Here is a 26,582-nt window from a genome sequence, read left to right as displayed (position 1 = left end):
TTTGATGAAGGGTCAGATGAGCGCGGTGACCGACGACTGGACGATCGGTCCACCGATCCCGGCCGAAACGCCGACGGCGATGGGCACGCCGACATGGCCGAGCGACCAGCCGCTCGTGGCCATACGGACGATGCCGTAACCGAGGGATACAAGGGCGGCGAGCTTGCCGGCCGAGCCATTGATATATCCGGTGATGGTCGTGACCGCCGTGTCAAAGGTGGTATCGGCACCGGCAAGGGCCGGCACCGTCATCACCGCGGCGGCGGCGACCAGCAGCGCACCGGCGACGACGGTCTGGGCCGCCCTCTCCGTACGCTGATGGGAAAGTAAAGATTGCATGGATGGGTTTCCTTCTAATAACGCCGGAACCGCTCCGGCCCGCTCATCAAGAAACAGAATTCCCCTCCGATCAAACTGTTTTGTCTACGGATTATATGGCCTGAACGGCCATGATCTGGCCGTCTCGGCAAGGCGTTCCCGTAAACCGGGCCGTGAAAACGGGACCACACGCTAAAGACGAAGATCTGGGCCGTTTTCGGCGTTTCGTCTTGCCGCCACGGCAAGACCCTTTCGCTCAGCGAAAGGTGCTGGCCCCCACCGCCTCATCACAAATCATGACAGAGCCGTCGGCGTGCGGAACGGCACAAGCTGCGCTAGGATGTGGCCGGGTACGCGACACGAGAGAAGGAATCGCGGCCTATGGAAACGTCCACACTGGAAAGGGCATCGCGCCCATGGAGACCCATCAGATCCGCCTGTCCGCCGACAGGGACTTTCAGTCCTGTCTCCAGGCGGTGCGGCGGCGGGCCTGCAGCCTCGGAGTCTCGACGGGAAAGATCACGGACATCGTGCGAGCAGCGCTTTTGAGCGCGTCGGGGCCCGAGCTGATCCGCCTCGGGGAACGGCATGACTGCACCTCTCTGACCGCACCGGCTCGCGCCCCAAAAGCGGCATCTGTCGAAGTCTCTGGACCGTCGGCCATGAAGCTCAAGCAGCTCCTGGGCGAACTCATCGGCGAAGCGCCCTTTGACGCATCACTCCGGGTCGTCGTTCATGCGAGCGTCCGCCTGCTCGCCGAACGCGACGATGACGCCTTCCGATCTGCCTTCACGCGCAAAAGCTGATTCGGCGGACTTTGCTGATTCCGCTTGTCAAGATTTTGTTTTCCCCAGATACTTTGCGGTGAAGCAGGGTTAAGGGATGGAAGGACCAGCCGATATTTGCCCGAGCGCGGCGCGCATTGCCCAGAGACTGGGAAACAGACTTCTCATGGCGCGCCTTCGCCGCGGGCTCTCGCAAACCCATCTGGCCGAGATGGTCGGGATCGGTTCCGGGTCCACCATTGCCAAGTTTGAAGCTGGCAAGAGACCACCCTCCCTTCCCACACTGATCAAGCTTGCGGCCGCGCTCGAGATCGAGACCCATGCGCTCCTTGAGGGGCTCGACGACCGAGGGCTTCCGGCCGAAGACCCCTCTCCTCTTGACGGCGCGATCGTGTTGGAACTTATCCGTAGGCGTGCGGTCACCCTTGAGAGCCCCCACATCCGAAAGGTTGTCTACAGCAATCTCGACAAGCTCGATGACCAGACGCTCCGCCGTCTTCTCGAAGACTTAGCGGGCGGCGGGCCTGGATCGAACGATGGCAGCCACGCCGCCTAGACCGACCCATGGTCTGAGCAGTACGGACACGGCGTAAGGTGAACGCGCCTCTTCGCGACCTTGCGCTTGCCGACCTCGTCCCTCGAAAGGATCGCCACCTCAAAGTAGATCGGCGACCAATTATAGACCTTGCCGATCAGCCGGCAGGGCTCGCCGGGGATCGGCTCCCGCGCGATCGGTGCCTGAAGGCCCTGATACTCTTGCGGCGTCGCTGGCTTGGAGGAGCGACGCATCGAAGGGGTCGGGTCCGGCATGCCGGATCGGTCGTCGGGCACACCGGTCTCTCCCCGTGTTGAACAAAGGCCACTCGCGCTAAAATTGCGCTCATCCGTTGAGAAAGCACGGACCAAACCGGACGGATTTTGGCGTCGGCATTTACCAAGCCGGTAGCCCGCGACGCGACGGACCCGTCTCCATAGGATCGCACCGCTTTCCTCGCTGCGTCCGCTCGACATCGCCATGCCGAGCGAACCCGACAATCTCGATCGCCTCTACGAAGCCCGGCGCATTGCTGCCCATGTGGTCCGCTGTTGCGGCCCCGGCTATTGCGGCCTCTTCCAGCGCCTCGACCAGGAGATCACCCAGCGCGAAGAGGAAGAGACCCGGCTCATCGCTTGCCTCAGCGCGACGCGACCTCGTCATCGAGCCGCTCGAAGATCTCGGGCGAGAAGGGGTGGGCAATCTTGAGAAGCTCTTCCCTACGGTAGGCGAGTGAACCGCCATCGCCATAAACGGGCCGGGTCGTCTTGTGCCCCATCAGGAGGCAACGCAGCCCGTAGTCGATATTGGCCTCCTGCATCCGCTTCTCGAAGGCATGCCTGAACGAATAGATGACATGATCCGGGGTCGGAAAAAGGCCGCGGCGTCGAAATCCCTTCATCATATTGGCGGAGAAGAGCTCGCTCTTGTCCTGATAGCGGGGGAAGCCTCCTCGGGCACGCTTGGCCGCCTCCAACGCGACGCCGACCAGCGGAATCTCGCGGGCCGAGGTCAGCGTCTTGATCTCACGGCTGGTCCGGGCCCGAATGGCGATGTGAGGGACAGCCGCCTCGAGCACGATATCCTCCGGCTGCAGATTGATGATCTCGCTGGGGCGACATCCCGTTTCGATCAGCATATAGGTGATGACCTGGAGGTCCAGATTGAGGCCGATCAACGCCCCCGGCTGCAGGATCCGGCCCTGGACCCAGTCATTCTCGAAGGGCGGCACTTCGGTCCGCGACTTTGCCTTGAAGTGAATGCCGCGGAAGGGGTTCGGACGCTCTTCTTCGCCGATATGCTCGAAATAGGACGTGTACAGCGTGCGGATATTGCCGATATGGCGGTTCGCCGTGTTCGGTGCCACGGGCTTGGCCTTGGGATCGTTGGGCTTCACCTGCGCCGACCACCAGCGCTGATAATCGAGGGCGTGGTCTCTCGTGATCTCGGTGAGGACGAGATCGCCGACCTGATCGATGAAATAGCCGATCGAGGTGCGCTTGGTCTTCTCCCAGCTGTAGCGCTGCCGGGGTGACTTGTAGAGGGTGTCGTTGAAGGCGATCTCACGCAGATAGATCTCGAACGCATCGGAGACCCTGACCGGCGGCTGCGGGGCACCGCCCAGAAGCGCCTCGGCTTCCCGCGGCGCGATGTCATCGCTGTGGCTCCGCTCCCGGACGGCGAGCAGCCGCTCGACCAGGTCGTCGAGGTCGGGGGTCGCAGCGAGGCGGTCGACTGTCCGGTAGGTGAAGCCCGCCGCCAGCGCCCGGGTCTGGGCGGCCTTGTGCCGCTGACGCAGCGCCCCCAGGGCCTCGGCTCCACCCTCCCCGGCAGCGGCCAGGGCCAGCCCTTGCCAATAGGCATCGTCGGCCTCGGCCAGATGGTCACGGCGCAGGCGAGCCACTTCCAGAGAGTCCGTCCCCAGACTTTCTCTGATTGTGCCGCGGGTATCGAGATGGGCAAAACGGGTCGGAACGCGGCGGCAATACCACCACCTGCGGCCGCGTGATTTGAGGTAGCGATCGGCGTCAGACCGGCTCACCATGAGCAGCGGTGTAGCACGTTTTGTGGACATTTTGTAGCACGATTTCCCCGGTTGGGGCGCGCCACTCACGCGGAGCAAACGAGAAAACCGTTTGCTTTCAATACTTTGGCCAATTTCTGATTAGCAGAAAATGGCGCGAGTGACGGGGCTCGAACCCGCGACCTCCGGCGTGACAGGCCGGCACTCTAACCAACTGAGCTACACCCGCGTTGCGCTTCGCAGCGCGTTCCGGGCGTGTAGAGGGGTGAGCCGGGACGGTCAAGCGGGTTTTCCGTCCGTCCCGGCAGCTTTTTCCCCAAAAGCGTCAGGCGCCGACCTTCACCACGGCCTTGCCGGTATTCGCGCCTTCGAAGAGGCCGAGAAACGCCTCGGGCGCCTTTTCGAGGCCGTCATAGATCGTCTCCTCGTGCTTGATCTTGCCCGAGGCGACGAGCGGGGCGACCTCCTTGATGAAATCGTCCTGCAGGTGCGCGTAGTTCGAGACGATGAAGCCCTGCATCAGCACGCCGCGCGGAATGATGTTGATGATGCTGGAGGGGCCCGGCGGCAGCTCTTTCGCGTTGTAGTTCGCGATCATGCCGCAGGCGGCGATGCGCCCGCCGAAGGCGATGACGTTGAGCAGCGCCTCGAGCTGCATGCCGCCGACATTCTCGAAATAGCCGTCCACGCCCTTGGGCGCGACCTCGGCGATGGCCTTGGTCAGCGAGCGGGCATCGTGCTCCTTGTAGTTGAAGGCGTGATCCACGCCCGCCTCGCGCACGAGCCAGTCGAGCTTCTCCTGGCTGCCCGCCGAGCCGAGCACGGTCATGCCGTAATGCTTGCCGAGCTGGCAGACGAGCGAGCCCACGGCACCGGCGGCGCCGGAGACATAGAGCGTCTCGCCCTCTTTGGGCTTGATGATCTGGGTCAGGCCCGCCCAGGCGGTCAGGCCCGGCATGCCGAGGACCCCCAGATAGGCAGGCAGCGGCACGAGGTCGGGATCGATCTTCGAGAAGCCCTTCGGCGTGATGATCGCATGGCTGCGCCAGCCCGCGCCGCCCATGCCGACGACGATGTCGCCTTCGGACAGCTCCGGCGTCTTCGACTCAAGAACCCGGCAGACCGCCCCGCCGTCGAGCGGCTCGTTCAGCTGGAAGGGCGGGATGTAGCTCTTCACGTGGGGGTTCATGCGGCCGCGCATATAGGGGTCGACCGACATGTAGAGCGTCTCGACCAGCGCCTGGCCGTCCTGCGGCGCAGGCAGCTCGACCGTGGCTTCCTGGAACAGGTCCGGGGTCGGCGCGCCGTCGGGATAGCCCTTGAGCTGGATCTGGCGTGACGTGGTCATGGGTGCCTCCATTCTCTTCTTTCGAAAACGGGCATGACGAGGCCGGGAAAGCCGTGCAAGCGCGGACCGCAGTCTCAGCCGGCCTCCTCGCTTCCTTCCAGAAATGCGCGCAGGTCCGCGATGAAGGCTTCGAAGCGGTCGTGATGGAGCCAGTGGCCGGCCCGCTCATACTCGATCAGCCTGGCATCCCGGAAAGCGTCGATGCGGCCGTCCTCCCGCGGGGAGGTGGCCCAGCTTTCCAGGCCATACATGAGAAGGACGGGACAGGGAATCTCGGCATAGAGCGGCAGGTATTCGGAGGGCGGCACCGGGCGGGGGTCGAGGAAGCCCATGACCGGATCGTGCTTCCAGCGCCAGCCGCCCTCCTCCGCCCGCGTCAGCGCATTGAGGGCCAGATGCCGCGCCTGATCGGGATGGAGCTGCTTGTGGAGCCCGGCCATGCGCGCGACCGCCTCTTCGGGATCGGCAAAGCGCCGCGGCGCCGCCTTGGAGAGCATGAGCCGGCGCTCCGCCGCCTTCCGCATACGCTCCCGCAGCGGCGTCGCCGTCACCTCGTCATAGCTTTTCTGCGAGAAGCCGAGGCCCTCCATCGACACGATCCGCGTCACGCGCTCCGGATAGGCGGCCGCGTAGCGCAGGACGAGATTTCCGCCCGCCGAATGCCCGACCAGCGGCAGCGCGCGCGCGAACCCGCGCTCCGCCAGCTCGTCCATCAGCATCGCCAGGTCCGCCAGGTTATCGCTCGCGCTGTAGCCGCCGCCGGGCACGTGATCCGAGTCGCCGTGCCCGCGCAGGTCCGGAGCGATCAGGCAGTATTCATCAGCCAGAGCAGCAACGGTCCAGTCCCAGCTGCGCGCATGATCCTTGCCGCCATGCTGCAACAGAACAGCCGGTTTGGAAGGATCGCCCCAGATGCGGTAAGCCAGCCGCAGACCCGCAACCGTGAAGCTGCATTCTTCGACCGGAACATTCGTCGGCAAGGCATGAGTCATTCCCTCTTGTGTCCTGTTGTTGGGCAGAGGTCACCTTTTGCTCGCACTCTCTTTCGCGCATGGCTTTACAAGTGGCCGCGCTGCACCTATCTCGCGCTTGCGAAGGCGCGCTGCCGAGTCGTTCCGACCCTGTGCGTAACACGCTGCCTCGCTCCCGCCGCGCCATAAGCACGAGACGGCCCTCTCGGCTTTGCACGGCTTCAAGGACAGCGCCTCGCTGCCGAACGGCTCGCGATGCGCAGGACACTCCAGCCATCCGTTCCGAATTCCCAAGCGAGTAAGCATTCCATGAAGTTCGACGAACTCGGCCTCGAGCCGAAAACCCTCAAGGGCGTCCTCGACGCCGGTTACGAGACGCCCACTCCGATCCAGGAGCAGGCCATACCCGAGGCGCTGGCGGGCCGCGACGTGCTCGGCATCGCCCAGACGGGCACCGGCAAGACCGCCGCCTTTACCATCCCGATGATCCATCGCCTGTCCAAGGGACGGGCCAAGGCGCGCATGCCGCGCAGCCTCGTCCTGGCCCCGACTCGCGAGCTCGCGGCGCAGGTCGCCGAGAGCTTCGAGAAATACGGCAAGTACCACAAGCTCTCCATGGCGCTGCTGATCGGCGGCGTGTCCTTTAAGGACCAGGAGATGGCGCTGACGCGCGGCGTCGACGTCCTGATCGCGACGCCCGGCCGCCTTCTCGACCATTTCGAGCGCGGCAAGCTGCTCTTGACCGGCATCGAGGTCATGGTGATCGACGAAGCCGACCGCATGCTCGACATGGGCTTCATCCCGGATATCGAGAAGATTCTCGGCCTGACGCCCTTCACGCGCCAGACCCTCTTCTTCTCGGCGACCATGCCGGACGAGATCACGCGCATCACGCAGCAGTTCCTCTCCGCCCCCGCGCGGGTCGAGGTCAGCCGTCCGGCGCAGACCGCCGAGACGATCCGCCAGCTCATCGTGAAGATGCCGAAGGGCGACGACGCCCTCAAGCGCGCGACGCTGCGCCGCGTGATCGACGATGCGGGCGAGGAGCTCAAGAACGGCATCGTCTTCTGCAACCGCAAGCGGAACGTCGATATCGTCGCCAAGTCGCTTCAGAAACACGGCTATGATGCGCGGCCCATCCATGGCGACCTCGCTCAGGCCTTCCGCATGGAAACGCTTCAGGCTTTCCGCGACGGGGAGCTGAAGCTCCTGATCGCCTCGGACGTCGCGGCGCGCGGCCTCGACATTCCCGAGGTGAGCCACGTCTTCAATTTCGACGTGCCCGTGAATTCGGACGACTATGTCCACCGGATCGGCCGGACGGGGCGCGCCGGACGGAAGGGCACGGCCGTCATGCTGGTCACGCCGAATGACGACAAGCAGTTCAAGGCCGTCCTCGAAACCACCGGCATGAAGGAGATCGAGGAAGTCGATCTCGGCGATTTCTTCGAAACCGTGGACGTCAGCGATAAGCCGAGGCGCGGCCGAAGCAAGCCGGATGAGCGCAGGCGCGGCGGCCGCGGCAAGAAGCGCGCAGGAGAGGACGAAGCGGCCGCGAAACCGCAGAAGGCGGGAGCCGAAGCCGCGTCCGAGGCGAAGTCCGAAGACGAGCCCCAGGCCGAGGAGTCCCGCGACGAAGCCAAGGCGCAAGGCTCCCGGCGGTCGCGCGGCGGCAAGGGGCGCGGACGGCGCGATGACGGCCCCGCGATGAATCACGGCGACGCGGTCGTCGGCTTCGGCGACCACGTTCCGGCCTTCATCCTGCAGAACGAGGTGCGCGCGGCCTGACCGCGCGCTCTCCCGCAAAGGATTCCGCGGTGGCGAAGAACAAGGACGTGCCCGACCCCAAGAAGGTCCTGCAGCCGCAGGGGCCGATCGCGTCGCTTCGCAACAACTTCCTGACCGGCGTCGTCATCTCGGCGCCGATCCTGATCACCATCGCGCTGATCTACTGGCTGGTCACCGGGCCGCTCGCCCGGCTCGACGACTTCGTTCAGGGCGTCATCCCCGATGCATGGCTGCCACCGGCCTGGGCGGACTTCTATATTCCTGGCCTCGGTGTGCTCGTCGCCATCGTTCTCCTGATCCTGGTCGGGATCATGGCGAAGAACTTCATCGGCCGCTGGTTCATCGATCTCGGAGAGAAGCTGCTCGACGCCATGCCGGTGGTGCGCAGCCTGTACGGTTTCTTCAAGAACGTCTTCGAGATGGCACTTCAGCAGTCGGAGCAGTCCTTCCAGGAGGTCGCGCTGATCGAGTATCCGCGTCCCGGCGTCTGGACGCTCTGCTTCGTCGTCACCCGCACCAAGGGGGAGGCGGCGCATGTCCTGGGCGATGTGGCGGACGACATGACCAATGTCTTCGTGCCGACGACGCCGAACCCGACCTCCGGCTTCCTCATCCTCGCCAAGCGCTCGGACCTCCGCATCCTCGAGATGTCGGTCGAGGACGGCGCCAAGATGATCTTCTCCGCCGGCCTCGTCGCCCCCGACTACATTCCGGTGGCGGACAGGGTTCCCGGCGCCCCGGCGGCGGGCCGCGGGCGACGGGCGAGCGCCGCGCCGGTTTCTCCCCCACGCTGAACTCCTCCGCGCAGAAGCTGCTCTCCCGGACTTATCCGCGCAAGGCCATGCCTGCCTATGATCGCAGGGACGGGTAGGCAGAGCGGGCGCTTGATCGGTGATGTGGAGGAGCCGCCTTCCCTCTCTAGGGATTTTAGAGGCGAGCGGGACGCGCTGTCCGCCCCCTGCCCGGTCATCCCGAATGGAGGAGCTTGACCGCGTCGTCCCGGCTGAAGAGGTAGAGCAGCACGCGCAGCGCCTGCCCCCGCTCCCCGGCGAGCTGCGGGTCCGTCTCGACGATGTAGCTGGCGTCGTCCCGCGCCGCTTCGAGCAGCGCGGCATGTTCCTGCATGTCCGCCACGCGGAAACGGGGAAATCCCGACTGCGCCGTGCCGAGCGCGTCACCTGCCCCGCGCAGGGCGAGGTCCTGTTCTGCGATCAGGAAGCCGTCCTCCGTCTCCCGCAGCACGTTCAGCCGCGCCTTCGCCGTCTCGCCCAGCTTGCCGTTCTCGCCGGCCTTGTAGAGCAGGATGCAGGTGGCGGGCTTGTCGCCCCGGCCCACCCGCCCCCGCAGCTGGTGGAGCTGGGCGAGGCCGAACCGCTCGGCATGCTCGATCACGATGATCGTCGCATCCGGAGCATTGACCCCCACTTCGATCACGGTCGTCGCCACGAGGATCTTGATCTCACCGCGATAGAACGCTTCGACGACCGCATCCTTCTGCGGCCCCTTCATCTTGCCATGGACGAGGCCGACCTGCGCGCCGAAGCGGGCCGCGAGCGCTTCGTAGCGCTCTTCGGCGGCGGTCTGATCGAGGAGGTCGTTCGCCTCGACCAGCGGGCAGACCCAATAGGCCTGCTCGCCGCGCGCGACCGCTCTGCCGACAGCCTCCACGACCCTGTCGAGCTTCTGCAGCGGCACGGCGCGCGTGTCGACCGGCTTCCGGCCCGGCGGTTTTTCCGTGATCTGACTGACCTCCATGTCGCCATAGGAAGTCAGCGCCAGCGTGCGGGGAATGGGCGTCGCGGTCATGACGAGAAGATCCGCCTGCGCTCCCTTTTCCTGAAGGGCCAGACGCTGATGAACGCCGAAGCGGTGCTGCTCGTCCACCACGACGAAGCCGAGATCGTCGAAGGCGACATCGTCCGAGAAAAGCGCATGCGTGCCGACGACGACCTTCACATAGCCCTTCGCGACGCCCGCGCGTTTCGCGATCCGCTCCTGTCCCTTGTCGCGGCCGGTCAGGAGCTCGCAGGAGACGTTCGCCGCGTCGCAGAGCGGCCGGATGGTCTCATAGTGCTGGCGCGCCAGGATCTCCGTCGGTGCCATCAGAGCGGTCTGCGCGCCGCTCTCGACGGCCGTCAGCATGGCCAGAAGCCCGACCAGCGTCTTGCCGGATCCGACATCGCCCTGAACGAGGCGCACCATCCGCGAAGGCGCATCCATGTCGGACAGGATTTCCGCCAGGGCCTGCTCCTGCGCCCCGGTCAAAGAGAAGGGCAGGCTTTCGCGGACCTGGGAGGTCAGAGAGCCGTCACCGGAAAAACGCCGCCCCGGCCGTGCTGCCCGCCTCTGCCGGATCAGCGCGAGGGCGAGCTGGTTCGACAGGAGCTCGTCGGCGGCCATTCGCTGGCGCGCGACCGATTGCGGCGAGAGGTCTTCTCGGCCTTCGGGCCGATGCACCCTGCCGAGCGCCTCGCGCCAGCCGGGCCAGCCATGGCGCGCGAGAAGGTCCGGCCTCTGCCATTCGGGCAGATCGGGCGCTTTCTCGAGCGACGCGGAGACGGCGCGCCGCATGACCTTTCCGGTCAGCCCGGCCGTCATCGGATAGACCGGCTCGGCCGGCGGCAGGGCGTCATCTTGCCCGGCCTCCGCGATCAGGTCGGGATGCGCCATCTGCAGCGCCGAGCCGTAGCGCTCGATGCGTCCGCTGACGATCCTGACCTCGCCCTCGGGCAGCTGCTGGCGCAGCCAGTCCGCCCGGGGCCTGAAGAAGACGAGCGTGAGGAACCCCGTTTCATCCGAACACAGCACGCGCCAGGGCACGTTCGGCTTTCCCGGCGGCGGCGGCTCGTGGCGGTCGACGCGCAGGGTGATCGTCGCCAGCCTGTCTTCGAGCGCTTCTGCGATCGTAGGCCGGTAGGAGCGGTCGACGATGCCGGTCGGCAGGGTGAAGGCGAGGTCCACCACGCGCGGCCCCGCCACCTTGCCGATCAAGGCGGCAAGCTTCGGCCCGATGCCGGGAAGCGTCGTCACGTCGGCGAAGAGCGGGTTGAGGAGGCTGGGACGCATCAGGCTCTTCCTAGCCCAAGCGCGGCCGGGCGGGAACGCCGTCGGCTAGCGAAGGATGCCCAAATGCCGCTGGCGGGCGGCGTACCAGACAAAGAAGATAGCGATGCCGAGAACGACCAGCGACGCTGCGACCCAGCCAATGCCGTAGATCGCGAGACCGCCGCCAATGCCGTCGGCGATGAGCCCTATGACCATGGCGATCGGCGCCACCGCAAGGAGCGGCACCGCGGCAGCGCGGCGCAGGAGGAAGAGGAGCGAGCCCAGAAGCGCAAGGCCCGCCCCGCCGGCCCACAGAACGAAGCGCCAGGCGGGCAGCTCGACCCAGTAAGCCACCTGCTCCTCTGTGAACTCGGCCAGATAGGCTTCATCCGCGGTCACGGTCATCAGCATGTCGTAGAGCCCGAAGCCATTCCAGAGAACGGCGAGCCCGCCGACGATCCAGAACCAGATGCCCGGCCGCTGCATGGCCACCTCCCCTTGTCTTCCCTTCGAAATGATACAGCTCACTCCGACGTCCGTCGACCGAATGAGGCCTCATGCTGCTCGCCGTCCTGCTCGTCCTCGTCCTCCTCTTCGGCACGATCACCGTGCATTACCTCGCCATGCGGCATGTGACGCTGCGGAGGGCCAAGGAAGGCGACCTGCAGAACTTCCTTCTCGCGCTGGTCGCGATGGTCGGCCTGCATCTGAGCTATGTGACCGCCTATGCCTTTGCATACGCCCTGGGCCTTGCAGCGGGGATAGGCGAATTCCAGCCGCTGGAGCCGGTGAGCGGGACCGACCTCTTCATCCATTCCGTCGTCAATTTCACGACGCTCGGCCTGGGCACCATCGTGCCGTCGGGTGATCTGCGCCTGATTTCGGCGGTGGAAGCCTCGAACGGCTTCATCGTGACGTCGATGTCGGCATCGGTCTTCTTCACGGCAGCGCAGAAGAAGGTGAGCTGAACGGCGCTCAGGGCGCTCCTTGCGGATAGAGCACCGACATCAGATAAGCCCGCTGCTCCCGGAGGACCGGATCGGCTGTCGCAGGCAGGAAGAGAGCCGCCAAGGGGCCGTAATCGGCATAGTGGTCGGCGTTCAGCGGGTCGGGCCTGAACAGTTCGGCGAAGCCGGAGGGCTGGGCCTCGGGCCGGGGCTGGTGGAGAGGTGGCACTACCGATGGCGTCATTCCCCCTTCAGCCGTCTGCGGCGCCGGATGGTGCGCAGCCTGCGCTGACACAGCCTGGGCGGCGGCTGTCTGCGGGGCGAATGCCGGAAGCGATCCGATCTGCATGTCTTCTCTCCTCGAGGGGTGGAGCCCTTCCCTCCCGGAGGTTTTCCTCAATTCTGTGGAAAACTGGTGAAGAGCAGCAAGGGGATGGTAAACGCAGAGTGAACGCCGAGGCCGTACCCGCTTCCGCTCAGAAAGTCCCGATCAGCGCCTCGACCAGAACCAGCACCGCGATCGCGATCCAGAACCCGCCCCAGAAGGTGATCCTCACGCCCCGATGCGGGCGGAGCCTCGGATTGTCTTCGAAGAGCTCGGCCAGTTTAGCACGGGCCTCGTCGGCGGGGAGAGCGAAGAACTCCCGCCCCTCCCGCACCCTGTGGCGCGAAAGGTGCCTGTGCGCCTTCGCCTCGTCGCCCCGGACGTCGGGAGTGAGCCACTGGTCCACCACGCGGAAAGGCGTGGCGACGCCGGTCGTGTCAAGCTCGGCGAGCCGCTCCTCGACCGAGCGTGTGGTGAGGCCGATCTTGACGAGGCCGGGCATGGAATCGTTCGCGATGAGGTAGATCCAGCCCGGCCGCGGCGCGCGGGTCTTCGGCTTGGGTTCCTCCGCATCGCGGCGGAGGATGGTTTCGAGCTCGCGGGGAATGGCCATGCCCGCGTTCAGCCCTGCCCTGTGACCGCGCCGGTCATGCCGGTGGGCGAGAGGATCTCGATCCAGTAGCCGTCGGGGTCCTCTATGAAGGCGATGGACTTCATCTTGCCGTCCTGCGGGCGCTTGCGGAAGGTGACGCCGAGCGTCTCGAAGCGGGCGCAGGCCGCTTCGACATCCGGCACGGAAATCCCGATATGCCCGAAGCCGCGAGGGTCCTCGTTTCCGCTGTGATAACCGCCGAATTCGGGATCTTTCTCCGTGCCCCAATTGTGGGTGAGTTCCAGCGTAGTTTCCCGGCTGAAGAGATCGCGGGCGCGTTCTGCCGGATCCTCGGGGACGGTTTCACCCTCTTTCAGGTAGGCGAGGAAATAGAGCGAGAACTTCATCTCCTCGAAGTCGAGGCGCTGGAACAGCGTCATGCCGAGGACGTCGCGGTAGAAGGCGAGCGAGGCCTCCGGATCGCGCACGCGGAGCATGGTCTGGTTGAGCGTGAAGCCTTCGGTGCCTTCTGCGCGCATGAGGTGTCCCTTCCTTTGCCGGAAGGGACGTAAGGGCATGGCGCCGCTGTGGCGAGGGGATCAGGCGGCCGCTTTGCGCGCCGCCCGCCTGCGCCCGAAGGCCGCCGCGCCGAGGCCGGTCAGCATGAAGGCCGCAGCGCCGGGCAGCGGGATCGGATCCACCACCGCCTGGGTGAGCGCGCCGTAGCGCACATTGGCCTGGCTGTAATTGTAGAAGCCGAAGCTGCCGTTCATGAAGCTGCCCTCGAGGCTGATCTCGAGGATGTCGTTCACGAAGACCTGGATCAGGCTGTCGGTGAAGACGAGGTCGAATTCGTAGACCGTATTGTCTTCCCACCCGACGCTGCCGAGATTGGTCGCGCGGGCGAGTTCCTCCACCCCGTCGGACGGATCGTGCCACCAGGCGCCGGGACCGTTGTCGAGGACGCCGGTCACGCGGCTGATCGCGAGGCCGGCGGGGGCCACCTCGCCGTAGAAGCTCTGATCGCGCTGTTTCCAGTCGATCAGGATGTAGTTCACGTCCTCGCTGCCGATATCCCCGGCATTGTAGCCGAGCACGAAGCCGATGAAGTCGTCATCGCCGGTCTGCTGCACCTCGATCGTGCCGGACAGCGACTGGCCCTGGCTGTCTTCGCCATTGAAGAAGATGCCGGGGATGCCGTTCTGCGTCTGCACGACGCTGTTAGCATCAGGGGCGAGGTTCCAAGTCCCCTGCCCGTCGGCGGCCCATGTCGACAGGTCCACCGCGACCGGCGCGGCCGAAGCGGCGCCATAGAGCATGCATGCGGCGCCGAGCGCCGCGAGGCTGGTTTTCAACATGATTTTCTCCCTTGGCTGCTCTCCCGCAACCAGGAGTAGGGGTAAAACCGATGTTAACCATGATCAAGTCCGGCATGCGGCACGCCTGGGTTGTGGCGTTCTCAGGGCTTGCCGTGACAGGCAAATCGGGCGGGCGCGTCGGGGTCGAAGCCCGGCCGCCTTATCGGCTGGTCGCTGATCCCCCGCTCGCGCAGGCGGCGCTTGAGTTCTTCGAGCCCCAGGCGCTTGGCGTGCAGGACGAGGCGGTCATAGAGCTGGGCGCGCAGGGCCTCGGTCGCGGCCTCCTCCGCCGCTTGTCGGGCGAGGCGCTCTTCGCGGGTCTCTTTGGGTTTGCGTGATCTGGGCATGGGGCCTCCGGTGTTTCGCGCACGCCGAAAGCCGCCCCGAGTGCGGTGTTGAGGTCCGGGGAGCCCGCGCGCGGGCCCGGCCCGGCGGAGGGTTTCTAATAGGTTTGCCAGGCCGTGAGAGCGTCCCACACCCAGCCCGCGCGCGGCGCCGGCTCTCGAAGGGCGAGGCCCCTCACCGCCCGGCCCCTCCGGAGCTCGCAGGCGGCGTGCCGTCCGCGGGAGCCGTCCGATGGACGGACCCCGCGCACAGAACCGACGGCGGCAGGCGGAGATGGTGACGGTACCACACCGCCCCGGCCCTGCCGCGAGGGTGGCAATATGGGCGTGGAGTGAGGGCGCGGGGATAAGTCGCCCGCGCCCTCAAGAGGCGGCGCTTTCAGCCGCGCTCCGTCCGGCGACGGCGAAATGCCGCCGCTGCGGCGAGGCCGGTGACCATCATCGCGGCAGCGCCCGGAACGGGGATGGGATCGACGGGTACGGAGACATCCGCGGTGAAGCCGATATTCTGGAAGTCGACCTGTCCATTCGTCCCGGTCAGGAGCGCTACGACGAATTGTACGTTCAGCGGCGCGTCGAGAACCAGATCCTGCGCGGTGATCCCCGGCGAGGTGCCGAGCGCCGGATTGACCGTCAGCGCCCCGACCTGAACCGAATTCTGGTTGAAGAAGGTGAACGAGATCTCGTCGACGTCGAATGACTCCCCGGTGTAATTCCAGAAATGCAGGGTGGAGATGTCATATTCGGTTCCGAAATCGAAGAGCAGCTCAAGCCCGTCCTCCGGATCGGAGAAGGTGTACCAGATATGGGTGGTCTGATTGTGGAATTCCTCCGCATCCGCAGAAGGCGCGTCGATGACCTTCTCGATGCCGAAGCCCCGGGTGAAGGTGTTGTTCGACGACCCCTCCCCCGTATTCGGGCCGACCTCGACGCTGATATTGTCGATATTGAGATAGACGGGCGCGGCGGTCGCGCCGACCGGTAGGGCAGCCGCCATCGCGGCCGCCATTGCAAGGCGAACAGACTTCATGGAACTCTCCCCAATGACATGACGTCACCGGCGGCATGGTTAACAAAAGACAAATCCGGCGCAAGGGGACGACTGCTCAGGGAACTGCACAATCTGTATCATGCAGGCGGATCAGTGATGGCCTTACCGGGCAGCTCTTTCAGCGGATCGGTCAGGCGGAGGGTCGGGCCGGAGACGGCGGCAGGCGGAGATGGTGACGGTACCTTACCGCCCCGGCCCTGCCGCGAGGGGGGACTATGGGTGAGGCGTGAGGGCGCGGGGATAAGTCGGGCGGAACGCGAAACCTTCCGCTTCGGAGGATCGACAATCTCTCCGCTTTCATGTCTTCTTCTCATGCGGAATTTCGGCATAGAGAGGGCCACACATTCTTATCAGAGGACGTAACTGCATTCTTGGCCTGCTGGCTGGAAGCCTATTGCTGGCCTGCAACGACCCCAACGAACGAACCTATTCCGACATCGAACCACACGATGTCGATCTCGACCGATTGGTCGAGAGCCCTGACGGTTTGGTTGGTTCCGTTGCTTCCGTAGAAGGATATCTCCATCCATTCTTCCCCGTCCTCCTGCTGTCGAGGGAAGGCCATTACGATGATCGGGGAATGCTCCTCGGGGACTCTCTTCTGGTCGCAGACCCCACGAGACACCAGAAGATCGCTCGCTCCCGGCACCGTGCGAGGTCCTGCTTCGGGAAGAAAGTCGAGGTTGTGGGCGTATTGTTCCCGATGGAGCAGTTCGACAATCGGATCGGTATCGAAAGTCTGCGTTCTATCCGGCGATTGGAAACCGAGAACGGCGACCAAGAGTATTGCTATAAAGAATTCCGCCTCTGGTGGTGAGTAGAAGGCGGGCATCAGGGGGCAGCGGCACCGCCGCATTCGCGGCGCCACACATCCTTCCATGCCCATGGGGGCGATGCCTTCGGTAAGGCGGCGGACGGGCAAGCCAGTTCCGCCAAGGCGGCTGCGCCACAGCGGAGAGTCAGCACCAGGCGGCCAGACACTGCCGCGCGGACCTCTTTCGAGCCACCCATAGGCCGCGGCGGCGCAGCCGCCCTACAGGCGCATGTCGTCGGGGGGCGGGGCCCATGCCTCGCCGAATCCGGCCTTCCACCGGTGCCAGGTAGAATGGGGCCAGTCGTCTCTCCTCGCGACATGGCCGTGCTTTACCGGGTTGTGGTGGATGTAGTTGACGTGGTTCGCGAGGTCAGCGTCGTCCCGGATCGTGTGTTCCCAATAGCGCGGCTGCCAGACGGACTGGCCGAGGGCGGCGGTGAAGCGGCGTTTGAGGCCGGACCAGCGGCCGGAATAGCCCGTATCGCCTTCGGGCAGCGTCCAGATCGCATGCAGATGATCGGGCAGGACACAGATCGCGCGGGTGCGGAAAGGCCGCTCCTGCGCAGTGCGGGCATACGCGTCGCGAAGGAGGCCGATATGATCGGTCAGCGTCCGCGCAGAGCGATCGGCCAGGCACACCGTGAAGGCGAAGGTCCCGCCCTTCCCGCGCATCCGTCGATAGTTCGGCATGGCGGGACCATATCAGCCCAACAGAACACATCAAGAACGAAGCGCCGTAGGGCGGATTGCCGAAGGCCATCCGCCAAGGCGGCCGAAGGACGCCCCCTTTTGCGGACATCAAGGGTGATCGCTCCGCGATCATCGGCGGATGGCTTCGCAATCCGCCCTACGGTGCCGCACATCCTTCCTCGCCCATGGGGGCGATGCTTTCGGTGAGGCGGCGGACGGGGAAGCCGGCGAGGGTGACCGTGCCGGTATTGGTGACGGTGCCGTCCGGCTGCACGGTGAGGTGCTGGGTCATGCGGCCGAGGGGCAGCTCTGCCAGCGGGTAGGTCAGGCGCAGGGTCGGGCCGGAGACGGCGGCGCGGACGGGGCCCGAGGCCTCCGTCAGCGTGCCGGTATAGCGCTGATCGCCCTCCCCCTCCGGCCGCAGGGTCCAGACGCGCTCACGCGTCTCGCCGTCCTCGAAGCGGATGGTCTGGACGAGGCGCAGGCCCTCCCCCGCCCGCTCGCCCTCGCTCACCACCGCGAAGCGGCGCGGCTCCGCCCCGTCCGCCTTTGCCAGCACGCCCCGTCCGCAATGGCGGCCGTCGAACATGGCCTCGGGCCGCGCCCCCGGCAGCGGCGGGGCGAGCGGCGCGGAGGAGGATGGCGAGGCGCATGGGCGGGATGTAGGGCGGACTGCCGAAGGCCATCCGACGCGGCGGCCGAAGGGCGCCCCATTTGCAGCCATGAAGGGTGATCGCTCCACGATCATCGGCGGATGGCTGCGCAATCCGCCCTTCGGGGCATAGCGTCCTTCCTCGCGCGTATCGCCTCCAAATTATGGGCGGTAGGGTATCTCTGATACATCAACAGCGATATAATCAGCTCCAGTATCCGCAATCATCCTTTCGATGCCTGACTTCAACAAACGGGATTGTGGATGGGGACCGATTTTGATCGATTCAACGATAACCTCCTTTTGGTGACTAAAGTTTTTTAAATCTGACGAAGATACATACGGAATAACGAGATCGTTCCTTGATCTATATCGTACGATAGGTTCCCCGTTGTCCAAATATGATCCCGTCGGATGAAAATAGGCTGCTCGAATTTCCGACTCTGGGCTGAACGATGAATGCTTCATCATGCTTGCTAGTCTGAGTAAAAGGGCCTGATCGTCCAAGTATCGCTTCTCTATATCTCGATAGCTATAATGATCGGCATCATGATTGAATGCAAAGTTTCTGAACTTGAAAAATTTCTCAAATACGGTCCTCTGAGACTGCTCATCGTAAATAACTGGACAGAACATGGCATCGTTGAGTAGGGTGTTAACGACCGAGTGGGCTCGGACGCCTACACAAACGTTTCCGTATGCTCTCCATTGGGAAAGATCATCCGGTTCAGTAGTGAACGAAGCGATCATAGGGCGCACCGAAAGCGAAGATTGCTCTCGTCTCGCCATTTCGGCAAAGTTTGGTTGATCGGGGCGTTTAATGTCAGTAGATGATGACCAATATGGCAGCTCTAAATCTGCTAGAATTGTAGATGCTACATTGTAGCCGTACGCCACTTCTGTCGAATCGTTCAAAAAGCCATAGTCTGACAACCATATAGATTTGCTTGAAAGTAAACCCAACAAAGCATCGACATTAGTATAATGATAGAACCTTTCATTAGGGTCGATAAGGTGGTCATTCACAATGTGATCGGCACGAAGAGAATCTAATACGACATCCTCTACTTGTCCTATAAGCAAACTGTCGGTGGTCCACCAAGAATAGGTATAGCGGCCATTCACCTCTGGCCACCTCAACCGTTCGAAGTACCAGCGGGGATCACCGTCAGTTGTGATCGGCGGCCTGCCAACGATGAACCCAGCCTCTGTCCCATTTGGGCAACCAGGGAACGGGCATCTTGGTACTTCACTTCGTTGCTTATGAATTTTGCAGCTCTGTCGCGGTTCTTTGTGAAGCGTGACCTCTTCCCGGTTTCCCACGCTACCGAACCCGCTCCTCTTCCACACCTTCCTCATCCCCCTCGCCCGGCTCGCGCTTGGGGCCCTCCGGGATGTACTCGAAGGCCAGCTTGTCGTCCTTCACCTCGACCCGGACGATGCCGCCGTCCTTGAGCTTGCCGAAGAGGATCTCGTCGGCGATCGGCTTCTTGATGTGCTCCTGGATCGTGCGGGCGAGCGGGCGGGCGCCCATTTCCTCGTCGAAGCCGCGTTCGGAGAGCCAGCGGGTCGCCGCCTCCGTCAGTTCGAAGGTGACGTCGCGGTCCTGCAGCTGCGCTTCGAGCTGGAGGACGAACTTGGCCACGATGCGGTCGATGATCGGCTTGGACAGCCCCGCGAAGTGGATGATCGCGTCGAGGCGGTTGCGGAACTCCGGCGTGAAGAGGCGCGTGATGGCCTGATCCTGCTCGTCCGAGGCCTTGCCCCGGCCGAAGCCGATGACGTTCTTGGTCGCGTCCGCCGCGCCCGCATTGGTCGTCATGATGACGATCACGTTGCGGAAGTCGATCTTCTTGCCGTGGCTGTCGGTCAGGGCGCCATTGTCCATGATCTGCAGCAGGATGTTGAAGATCTCGGGGTGCGCCTTCTCGATCTCGTCGAGGAGGACGACCGCATGCGGGTTCTGGTCGACGGAATCGGTCAGGAGGCCGCCGCCCTGGTCGAAGCCGACATAGCCCGGAGGCGCGCCGATCAGGCGGCTGACGGTGTGCCGCTCCATATACTCCGACATGTCGAAGCGAAGGAGCTCGACCCCCATCATCTTGGCGAGCTGCTTCGCCACCTCCGTCTTGCCCACCCCGGTGGGGCCGGCGAAGAGGTAGGAGCCGATGGGCTTGTCGGGCTCGCGCAAGCCTGCGCGCGCCAGCTTGATCGCGGCGGTGAGCTGGTCGATGGCCGGATCCTGTCCGTAGACGACGCGCTTGAGGTCCCCGTCCATGCCCTTGAGCCGCTCGGTGTCGGACTTGGACACGGTCTTGGGCGGGATGCGCGCCATCTGGGCGATGATCTCCTCGACCTGGTGGGTGTCGATCGTCTCGACCCGGTCCTCGGGCTTGTAGATCTTCTGGCGCGCGCCGGCCTCGTCGATGACGTCGATCGCCTTGTCGGGCAGCTTGCGGTCGGTCATGTATTTCGCCGACAGCTCGGCCGCGACCTTGATCGCATCGTCCGTGTACTTGATGCCGTGGTGATCCTCGAAGGCCGGTTTCAGGCCCTGGAGGATCTGGATCGTGTCGTGGACGGAGGGTTCGGAGACGTCGATCTTCTGGAACCTGCGCGACAGGGCGCGGTCCTTCTCGAAGTGCTGCTTGTATTCCTTGAAGGTGGTCGAGCCCATGCATTTCAGCGTGCCCTGCTGGAGGGCGGGCTTGAGGAGGTTCGAGGCATCCATCGCGCCGCCGGAGGTCGCCCCGGCGCCGATGATGGTGTGGATCTCGTCGATGAAGAGGATGGCGTGCTCGTGCTGCTCGCACTCCTTGAGGACGGCCTTGAGCCGCTCCTCGAAGTCGCCCCGGTAGCGGGTACCGGCGAGGAGCGCGCCCATGTCGAGGCTGTAGATCGTGGCGCCGGAGAGGACCTCGGGCACCTCGTCCTCGACGATCTTCTTGGCGAGGCCCTCGGCGATGGCGGTCTTGCCGACGCCCGGATCGCCGACGAAGAGCGGGTTGTTCTTGCGCCGGCGGCACAGGACCTGGACCGCGCGCTCGACCTCGGCCTCGCGGCCGATCAGGGGGTCGATCTTGCCGGTGCGGGCCTTCTCGTTGAGGTTGACGGTATAGGCCTCGAGCGCCTCCGGGCCGGCCTTGGCCTCGTGCTCTTCCTCCTCCGTCGCGCCGCGCGGGGGCTTGGGCGCGGCGGTGCCGGTCTTGGACAGGCCGTGGCTGATATAGTTGACCGCGTCATAGCGGGTCATGCCCTGCGCCTGCAGGAAATAGGCGGCATGGCTCTCGCGCTCGGCGAAGAGGGCGACGATGATGTTGGCGCCGGTGACTTCGGATCTGCCGGAGGTCTCGACATGGATGAGCGCCCGCTGGACCACGCGGTGGAAGCCGGCGGTCGGCTTGGCCTCGTCCACGTCCTCGACCACGAGGCGGGAGAGGTCGTCCTCGATATATTCCTCGAGCGTCTCGCGCAGCTCGCCGACATCGACAGAGCAGGCGGAGAGGACCGCGCGCGCATCGCCGTCCTCGGTCAGGGCATAGAGGAGGTGTTCGAGCGTCGCGAGCTCGTGGCGGTGCTCGGTGGCGAGGCCGATGGCCCGATGGATGGAGCGCTCCAGCGCCTTAGAGAAAGTGGCCATCGAATTACTCCTTTTCCATCGTGCATTGGAGCGGATGCTCGTTGCGGCGAGCCAGCTCCATCACCTGGGCAACCTTGGTCTCCGCGACCTCATAGGTATAGACGCCGCATACCCCGATCCCGGTCTGGTGAACGTGCAGCATGATGCGGGTCGCTTCCTCGCGCCCCTTCTGGAACACCGCCTCCAGCAGCCAGACCACGAATTCCTGCGGCGTGTAGTCGTCGTTCAGCAGCAGGACCTTGTAGAGCGAAGGCCGCGCGACCTTCGGCTTGGTCTCGGTGATGGTGCCTACGCCGTGGCGGGGATCGGACTCGCGTTCGGTGCTCATAATCTTCGGCGACTTTCGGACAATCGGTGCGGGCAGGACAGGCGACGGGTCGACGCGGGAGGCCGGGCCTCCACACGCGAGTATCATGGGATATGAGTGAATCCCGCAAGCCGTGGCGGCAGGATCGGTCGGAAGCATCGGCTAGAATGTGGGACCGCCCCCGCCAGCTTCAACCCTGCCCGAGAGCGCGGGCCAGCTCGCCGCTCCAGTCTTTCAGGCGCCGCGCGTTCACACCGAAATCATGGCGCCCCATCCGCGCTGCGGAACACAGGAGAAGCCGCGTTCCCCCTTCGGACGGCACCGCGCGCGCCGAGATGTCGTCGGGGAACCGGAAGACGCGCGATCGCTGGACGCAGGCATGGCGCCCCTTCCCCGGCTCGCACAGGGTGACGCTGACACGCGGATGCTGCCCGGCCACCCGGTCCCAGGCGCGGATGACGGCTTCGGGCGGCGCGTCGAAATGCAGCGCCGCCGCATCGGCATCGGGAAATCCATCTTGGGCGTCGGCATAGACCGCGCTGCGCGAAGGCGACGGCCGCCCTGTAGAGTCGAAATCAAACATCCGTGAGTCCCTAGACCTGTCGCCTTCGCGCCTTGTTTACCAACCATACAGCTTTTCACCCGCGGGGCCGAACGGTTTCGCATCTGCGTTGTTACCGAAACAGGAGGATCAGATATGAAAACCAAGCTTCTACTCGCCGCCGCCAGTACCTTCGCCATCACGGCCTGCGGAGCGCAGGAGGTCGATACCGAGACCGCCGAGCTCGAGCCGCAGGACACGCAGGCCATCGAGCAGGCCGATCCCGATGAGAGCGAAGGCCTGTCGCTGTCCAGCGTCGGCGACCTCGAAAACCCCTCTGCCTATTCGGAGGACGAGCTCTCCGGCGATGACGAGGAAGGTTATGCCTCGGCCGACGAAATGGCGCTCGAAGACGATTACGACCTCGCCGAATCGACGCCCGAAGCGGGCTATGGCACGGGCGGCGTCGAATATGACGACGACGATGTCGATATCGAGGACATCGATCTCGAAACGGCCGATGCCGAATTGACGACGCCCTATGAGGACGGCGAGACCGAGATGGCGGCTGGCGACAGCCAGTCCATGGGCGCCGATGAGCCGATGCAGACGGCGCAGTCCGATGCAAGCGGCCAGTCGAGCGACGAAGAGCCCGTGAGCGACGGCGTATCCGCCACGCAGTACACCGCCAATCAGACCGACGCCTATGTCGGTGCCGACGACAATCTCGTCACCGGTTCCGAAGCCGCGCTTCTCTCGGGCACCTATGACGCCACCATCATGATGGCGGACGGCACCGAGACGACCAAGACGCTCTATATCCAGGGCGAAGGCGACACGGCTGTCGGCACGTTCGGCGGCGAGCCGATCGAAGTCGCCGTGACCGGCCGGAACTTCCAGTTCGACGCGCCCGTCATGATGAACGGCGAAGATGAGCTGATGACCTTCACCGGGACGTTCGAAGACGGCCAGATCGACAATGGCGTGGTCGCGGCGCAAGGCGGCGACGGCAGCACGATGGACTGGACCGCCGAGCGCACCAGCGACGCCGTCAAGGTCGGCGAAGAGGACATGCTCGACGAGAACATGTAATCGCCGACGCCAATTCGCAGATCGTTCAGTCTGCAACACAATAGCTCGCCCGCCGGCTTCACGTCGGCGGGCTTTCTTCATCTCGGGCGCCGCTCAGCGGCAGGCGCGGCGGATCATTTTGAAAGACGCCAAGGAAGGCCTGCCGTTTCAGATGGCGTGGCCAACAGGCAGCGCGCGTTCCGATCCTGTAGCGAGGCGTAAAGCGATAGAGAAACCGGAGCCGACGGGGCCTCATCAGCTTCCAGCAGTCAATCGGAACGCCGAGGGGTCGATTGCCGGCCTTCCCGCGAGGGCTGTCGCTCGGTAAGGAGCCGAGGAACGGCGGGGTGCTGCTACGACGCTCGCACCGGTTCATGCGCAGGGGGCGGCGGCGAGCGATCATGGCTGATGGGTCTCAACCTCCGGAAATGCCGAAGATGGCAGAGGTGCTCCGCTCTCACGACTGGAGGGCGACTCCGCTCGGATCGCGCGCGGACTGGCCGCAGAGCCTGAGAACCGCCGTCGATATCATGCTCGCCTCCGGCCATGCCATGTGCCTCGCCTGGGGGACGGATCGGACATTCCTCTACAACGACGCTTATGTTCCGATCCTGGGGGCGCGTCATCCTGAGGCGTTCGGGGTGACGTTCGAGGCGGCCTGGCCCGAAATATGGGAAGAGATCGAGCCGCTGGTCGAGGCCACCTTCGATGGCAAGACGTCGACCTTCCGCGACATGCCGCTGGTGATGACGCGCAACGGCTATCCGGAAGAAACCTGGTGGAGCTTCTCCTACTCCCCCATCCGGGACGAGCAGGGAGCGGTCGCGGGCCTGCTCAACGTCACGCTGGAGACGACGAGCCAGGTGCTGGCCGAGCGCGAGCGGGACGAGGCGACGGAAGAGCTGCGCGCGAGCGAAGCGAAGTGGCGCACCATGTTCGAGACGCTGAAAGAGGGGTTCATCCTCGGCGAGCTCGTGCGGGACGAAACCGGCAGGGCGGTCGACTGGCGCTACGAGGAGGTCAACGAGGCGTGGTACGACCTGGTCGGCGTGGAACGCGGCCTCGCCGTCGGCCGGACGATACGGGAGGTCTTTCCCGGTATCGAAGACGATTGGGTCTCCGACTTCGCCGACGCGGTGGAGCGCGGCGAGCCTGCCCGCTTCACGCGCCAGGTCGGAACCCTCGGCCGCTGGTATGACGGGACCGTGCAGCACGCCGGGGGCGATCGGTTCACGGCCATCTTCAGCGAGGTCACCGGCCGGGTCTGGCGCGAGCGGCGGCAGGCGGCGATGCTCGCGCTGACCGATCGGCTGAGGGACGAGGCCACCGCCGAGGGAATGACTCTCGCGGCGAGCGCCGTCCTCGGCGAAGCGCTCGGCGTCGAGCGAGTCGGCTACGGCACTGTGGACCTCGACGCCGAGACGATCACCGTGGAAGAGGACTGGGTCGCGGACGGTGCGGAGGCACTCGCCGGGACGCTGAACTTCCGGGACTTCGGCTCCTATGTCGACGACCTCAAGGACGGCCGGACGGTCGCGGTGGACGATTGCCGCACCGACGAGCGGACACAAGAGCATGCCGCCGCGCTCGAAGCGCGCAGCGCGCGAGCCTTCGTGAACATGCCGGTGTTCGAGCGCGGTGCTCTGGTCGCCCTGTTCTACGTGGGTTCAACCCAGCCGCGGGCGTGGGGTGCCGAGGAATTGCAGTTCATCCGCGACGCCGCCTACCGGGTTCGCATGGGCGTCGAACGCCTTCGCGCCGTCGAGCAACAGGAAGTGCTCAATGGCGAGCTGTCGCACCGGATCAAGAACACGCTGAGCGTGGTGCAGGCGGTCGCGATGCAGACGCTGGCCGGCAAGACCGAGCCGAGCGTCGTCGAGGATTTCGGCAGCCGCCTCAGGGCGCTTTCGTCCGCGAACGAGGTGCTGCTGACGCGGAATTGGTCCGCAGCAGGATTGCGGGAGGTGGCAGAGAACGCGCTCGCGACCTTCGCGATCGGGCGGGTGTCGTTTTCGGGCCCGGATCTCGATGTCAGCTCCCGAACGGCGATGTCATTGTCGCTGCTCCTCCATGAGCTCGCGACCAACGCGGCCAAATACGGCGCTTTGAGCGTTCCGGAAGGAGTGGTGACGGTCGCGTGGACGGTCCGGGCCGAAGGCGTTGAAGACGTTCTCGAGATCGGCTGGACCGAGCGGGGCGGACCGCCCGCTGCTGCGCCGACCCGGAGCGGTTTCGGGTCGCGGCTCATCCGCATGGGATTGACCGGATCGGGCGACGTCACGCTGGACTACGACGAGCAGGGCCTGAGGGTAGGAATCCGGGCCCCCCTCGCTGAGGTCCAGCAGCGCTAAGGGCTGCCGCTGCCGACAGCACTTGCTCATTACCGGCGCGCGCCATAGTTTTCTTCGATGTTTCGAGCGCTCAACATGCAGGCCATTCATGTCTGAGCTTCGGCTCGAACATCTGGATCTGAATCTCGTCCTGACCCTGCACTGGCTCCTGACCGAGCAGAGCGTGTCGCGGGCCGCCGAGCGCCTCGGGGTTTCGCAGCCCGCCGTCAGCCACAGCCTGAAGCGGCTGCGCGAAACGCTTCACGACCCGCTTCTGGTCAAGTCCGGCCGGATCATGCGGACGACGCCGAAGGCGGAGCGCATCCAGCCCGCCGTCGCTCGGATCGTTCAGGAAATGCGGGAGGTCTTTCAGACCGCCGCCAGCTTCGAGCCCGCAACCGCGCAAGGCAGACTGCGCATCGCGGCCCCGGATAGCTGGGCGGTGCTGGCGGGCCGGGCGTGGGATGCGGCGATCCGCCCGCTCGCGCCGGCGCTTCAGCTCGATGTCGTGACCCTCGACTTTCCCGTCGCGCAGGATCTCGTCTCGGGCGCGGTCGATCTCGTCCTTCTGCCGGAGACGAAGCTGCTCGATCTTCCTCCGGGCCTGGATGTCGAGCAGTTCGTCCAGCGCCACGTGTCGAACGAGACCTATCTCTGCGCGGTCGGGCGGGATCACCCGCTCGCGGCGCGGAAAAGAACGCTCGCGGACTATCTTGCCGCCGATCACATCGTCACCAATCCGGCGGGGGCCGCGCTCGGCGGGATTGACGCGCTCCTCGCCGAGCGGGGGCTGGAGCGGCGCGTGATCTTCCGTACCGAAAGCTTTCTCGCTGGGCTGGCGCTGGCCCGTCAGGGCATGGGCGTGCTGACGGCGCCCGCCTCGGCCATCACGGCCGTCCCGGACGGTCTCGTCGCCTTCGCCCCGCCCATCGAGGTGCCGGGCTTCTCCATGCTGATGGGCTGGCACCCGAACTGGACCGTCGACCCGCGCCATCGCTGGCTGCGCGAACATCTGGTCGCGGCGCTTCAGGCCCTGCCGGGGCCGCGCCTTTCGGGCGACTGATCGAGATCCTCGCGGCCGAAACGAAACCACCCCGCCGGGAATGC

Annotated in this window: 27 protein-coding genes and 1 tRNA gene; 8 read left to right on the top strand and 20 right to left on the bottom strand. The window is 65.0% G+C overall.

The genetic code is table 11. The features are described 5' to 3' along the window. Positions 1-12 precede the first annotated feature (12 nt). Positions 13-339: a hypothetical protein gene (locus tag IE88_RS0113765; protein ID WP_031555492.1), complete on the bottom strand. Its 327-nt coding sequence runs from the start codon at positions 337-339 to the stop codon at positions 13-15. Positions 340-980: 641 nt separating this feature from the next. Here IE88_RS0113765 and IE88_RS18245 point away from each other — a divergent pair. Both IE88_RS18245 and IE88_RS16740 read left to right on the top strand, forming a co-directional pair. Continuing rightward, on the top strand, positions 981-1,124 hold the full coding sequence (locus IE88_RS18245; protein ID WP_156032612.1) for a hypothetical protein: 144 nt from the start codon (positions 981-983) through the stop codon (positions 1,122-1,124). A gap of 76 nt (positions 1,125-1,200) precedes the next feature. Continuing rightward, the gene (locus IE88_RS16740; protein WP_036767343.1) at positions 1,201-1,659 is read left to right on the top strand and encodes a helix-turn-helix domain-containing protein; all 459 of its coding nucleotides are present in this window, start codon (positions 1,201-1,203) and stop codon (positions 1,657-1,659) included. 619 nt (positions 1,660-2,278) lie between these two features. Here IE88_RS16740 and IE88_RS0113740 read toward each other — a convergent pair. The 4 genes from IE88_RS0113740 to IE88_RS0113725 form a co-directional block, all read right to left on the bottom strand. Continuing rightward, on the bottom strand, positions 2,279-3,682 hold the full coding sequence (locus tag IE88_RS0113740) for a DUF6538 domain-containing protein (RefSeq protein ID WP_031555485.1): 1,404 nt from the start codon (positions 3,680-3,682) through the stop codon (positions 2,279-2,281). Between the two features lie 131 nt (positions 3,683-3,813). Then, positions 3,814-3,890 (bottom strand) — tRNA-Asp (locus IE88_RS0113735). Positions 3,891-3,986: 96 nt separating this feature from the next. Beyond that, positions 3,987-5,009: an NADP-dependent oxidoreductase gene (locus tag IE88_RS0113730; RefSeq protein ID WP_031555482.1), complete on the bottom strand. Its 1,023-nt coding sequence runs from the start codon at positions 5,007-5,009 to the stop codon at positions 3,987-3,989. A 74-nt stretch (positions 5,010-5,083) separates the two neighbouring features. Next, positions 5,084-5,989: an alpha/beta fold hydrolase gene (locus IE88_RS0113725; protein WP_031555478.1), complete on the bottom strand. Its 906-nt coding sequence runs from the start codon at positions 5,987-5,989 to the stop codon at positions 5,084-5,086. A gap of 300 nt (positions 5,990-6,289) precedes the next feature. On the opposite strand from IE88_RS0113725, the gene IE88_RS0113720 reads away from it, so the two are divergent. Next, complete coding sequence (locus tag IE88_RS0113720) at positions 6,290-7,768, top strand: DEAD/DEAH box helicase (RefSeq protein ID WP_031555475.1); 1,479 nt, start codon at positions 6,290-6,292, stop codon at positions 7,766-7,768. Positions 7,769-7,797: 29 nt separating this feature from the next. Beyond that, a complete protein-coding gene (locus tag IE88_RS0113715) occupies positions 7,798-8,562 on the top strand; it encodes a DUF502 domain-containing protein (RefSeq protein WP_051882266.1) in 765 nt (254 codons plus the stop codon). 172 nt (positions 8,563-8,734) lie between these two features. Here IE88_RS0113715 and recG read toward each other — a convergent pair whose 3' ends face one another. Together recG and IE88_RS17560 are read right to left on the bottom strand one after the other, a co-directional pair. After that, positions 8,735-10,834, bottom strand: a complete 2,100-nt coding sequence (gene recG / locus IE88_RS0113710; RefSeq protein WP_031555469.1) for an ATP-dependent DNA helicase RecG — start codon at positions 10,832-10,834, stop codon at positions 8,735-8,737. Positions 10,835-10,879: 45 nt separating this feature from the next. Then, positions 10,880-11,299 carry a hypothetical protein gene (locus IE88_RS17560; protein ID WP_051882265.1) on the bottom strand — a complete coding sequence of 140 codons (420 nt, stop codon included), beginning with the start codon at positions 11,297-11,299 and terminating at the stop codon, positions 10,880-10,882. A 71-nt stretch (positions 11,300-11,370) separates the two neighbouring features. Here IE88_RS17560 and IE88_RS17555 point away from each other — a divergent pair, with 71 nt between their 5' ends. Beyond that, positions 11,371-11,781, top strand: a complete 411-nt coding sequence (locus IE88_RS17555; protein ID WP_051882262.1) for an ion channel — start codon at positions 11,371-11,373, stop codon at positions 11,779-11,781. A gap of 7 nt (positions 11,782-11,788) precedes the next feature. Here the strand turns inward: IE88_RS17555 and IE88_RS0113695 are convergent, their stop codons facing one another. From IE88_RS0113695 to IE88_RS17540, 13 genes are all read right to left on the bottom strand, one after another. Further along, positions 11,789-12,109: a hypothetical protein gene (locus IE88_RS0113695; protein WP_031555460.1), complete on the bottom strand. Its 321-nt coding sequence runs from the start codon at positions 12,107-12,109 to the stop codon at positions 11,789-11,791. A 127-nt stretch (positions 12,110-12,236) separates the two neighbouring features. Next, the gene (locus IE88_RS17550) at positions 12,237-12,698 is read right to left on the bottom strand and encodes a GIY-YIG nuclease family protein (protein WP_051882261.1); all 462 of its coding nucleotides are present in this window, start codon (positions 12,696-12,698) and stop codon (positions 12,237-12,239) included. An 8-nt stretch (positions 12,699-12,706) separates the two neighbouring features. Further along, on the bottom strand, positions 12,707-13,216 hold the full coding sequence (gene gloA, locus IE88_RS0113685) for a lactoylglutathione lyase (RefSeq protein ID WP_202900511.1): 510 nt from the start codon (positions 13,214-13,216) through the stop codon (positions 12,707-12,709). A 60-nt stretch (positions 13,217-13,276) separates the two neighbouring features. Next, complete coding sequence (locus IE88_RS0113680) at positions 13,277-14,035, bottom strand: hypothetical protein (protein WP_051882257.1); 759 nt, start codon at positions 14,033-14,035, stop codon at positions 13,277-13,279. 101 nt (positions 14,036-14,136) lie between these two features. Continuing rightward, a complete protein-coding gene (locus IE88_RS18240) occupies positions 14,137-14,382 on the bottom strand; it encodes a hypothetical protein (protein ID WP_156032610.1) in 246 nt (81 codons plus the stop codon). 376 nt (positions 14,383-14,758) lie between these two features. Beyond that, on the bottom strand, positions 14,759-15,409 hold the full coding sequence (locus tag IE88_RS0113670; protein WP_156032609.1) for a PEP-CTERM sorting domain-containing protein: 651 nt from the start codon (positions 15,407-15,409) through the stop codon (positions 14,759-14,761). A gap of 412 nt (positions 15,410-15,821) precedes the next feature. Then, positions 15,822-16,211: a hypothetical protein gene (locus tag IE88_RS18235; protein ID WP_162178353.1), complete on the bottom strand. Its 390-nt coding sequence runs from the start codon at positions 16,209-16,211 to the stop codon at positions 15,822-15,824. 252 nt (positions 16,212-16,463) lie between these two features. Further along, positions 16,464-16,934, bottom strand: a complete 471-nt coding sequence (locus tag IE88_RS0113655; RefSeq protein ID WP_036767339.1) for an REP-associated tyrosine transposase — start codon at positions 16,932-16,934, stop codon at positions 16,464-16,466. A 157-nt stretch (positions 16,935-17,091) separates the two neighbouring features. Continuing rightward, entirely contained in the window at positions 17,092-17,658 is a 567-nt protein-coding gene (locus tag IE88_RS17545; protein ID WP_272945612.1) for a DUF3833 family protein, read from the bottom strand. A gap of 90 nt (positions 17,659-17,748) precedes the next feature. Continuing rightward, on the bottom strand, positions 17,749-18,711 hold the full coding sequence (locus IE88_RS18230) for a DUF2971 domain-containing protein (RefSeq protein WP_156032607.1): 963 nt from the start codon (positions 18,709-18,711) through the stop codon (positions 17,749-17,751). Positions 18,712-18,910: 199 nt separating this feature from the next. Further along, complete coding sequence (gene clpA, locus IE88_RS0113645; protein ID WP_031555432.1) at positions 18,911-21,226, bottom strand: ATP-dependent Clp protease ATP-binding subunit ClpA; 2,316 nt, start codon at positions 21,224-21,226, stop codon at positions 18,911-18,913. A gap of 4 nt (positions 21,227-21,230) precedes the next feature. Beyond that, complete coding sequence (gene clpS / locus IE88_RS0113640) at positions 21,231-21,554, bottom strand: ATP-dependent Clp protease adapter ClpS (protein ID WP_031555429.1); 324 nt, start codon at positions 21,552-21,554, stop codon at positions 21,231-21,233. Positions 21,555-21,723: 169 nt separating this feature from the next. Continuing rightward, on the bottom strand, positions 21,724-22,116 hold the full coding sequence (locus IE88_RS17540) for a DUF1499 domain-containing protein (protein ID WP_031555427.1): 393 nt from the start codon (positions 22,114-22,116) through the stop codon (positions 21,724-21,726). Positions 22,117-22,230: 114 nt separating this feature from the next. Between IE88_RS17540 and IE88_RS0113630 the strand changes: the two genes are divergently transcribed. From IE88_RS0113630 to IE88_RS0113620, 3 genes are all read left to right on the top strand, one after another. Further along, complete coding sequence (locus IE88_RS0113630) at positions 22,231-23,166, top strand: hypothetical protein (protein ID WP_031555423.1); 936 nt, start codon at positions 22,231-22,233, stop codon at positions 23,164-23,166. Between the two features lie 416 nt (positions 23,167-23,582). Next, positions 23,583-25,496 carry a PAS domain-containing sensor histidine kinase gene (locus IE88_RS0113625; protein WP_162178352.1) on the top strand — a complete coding sequence of 638 codons (1,914 nt, stop codon included), beginning with the start codon at positions 23,583-23,585 and terminating at the stop codon, positions 25,494-25,496. 88 nt (positions 25,497-25,584) lie between these two features. Beyond that, a complete protein-coding gene (locus IE88_RS0113620) occupies positions 25,585-26,538 on the top strand; it encodes a LysR family transcriptional regulator (RefSeq protein ID WP_031555418.1) in 954 nt (317 codons plus the stop codon). Positions 26,539-26,582 lie beyond the last annotated feature (44 nt).

It is taken from the genome of Parvularcula oceani, assembly GCF_000733125.1.
GTDB lineage: Bacteria > Pseudomonadota > Alphaproteobacteria > Caulobacterales > Parvularculaceae > Parvularcula > Parvularcula oceani.
Note: the sequence above shows the minus strand (reverse complement) of the source record. Positions and strands in the feature narration are given on the sequence as shown.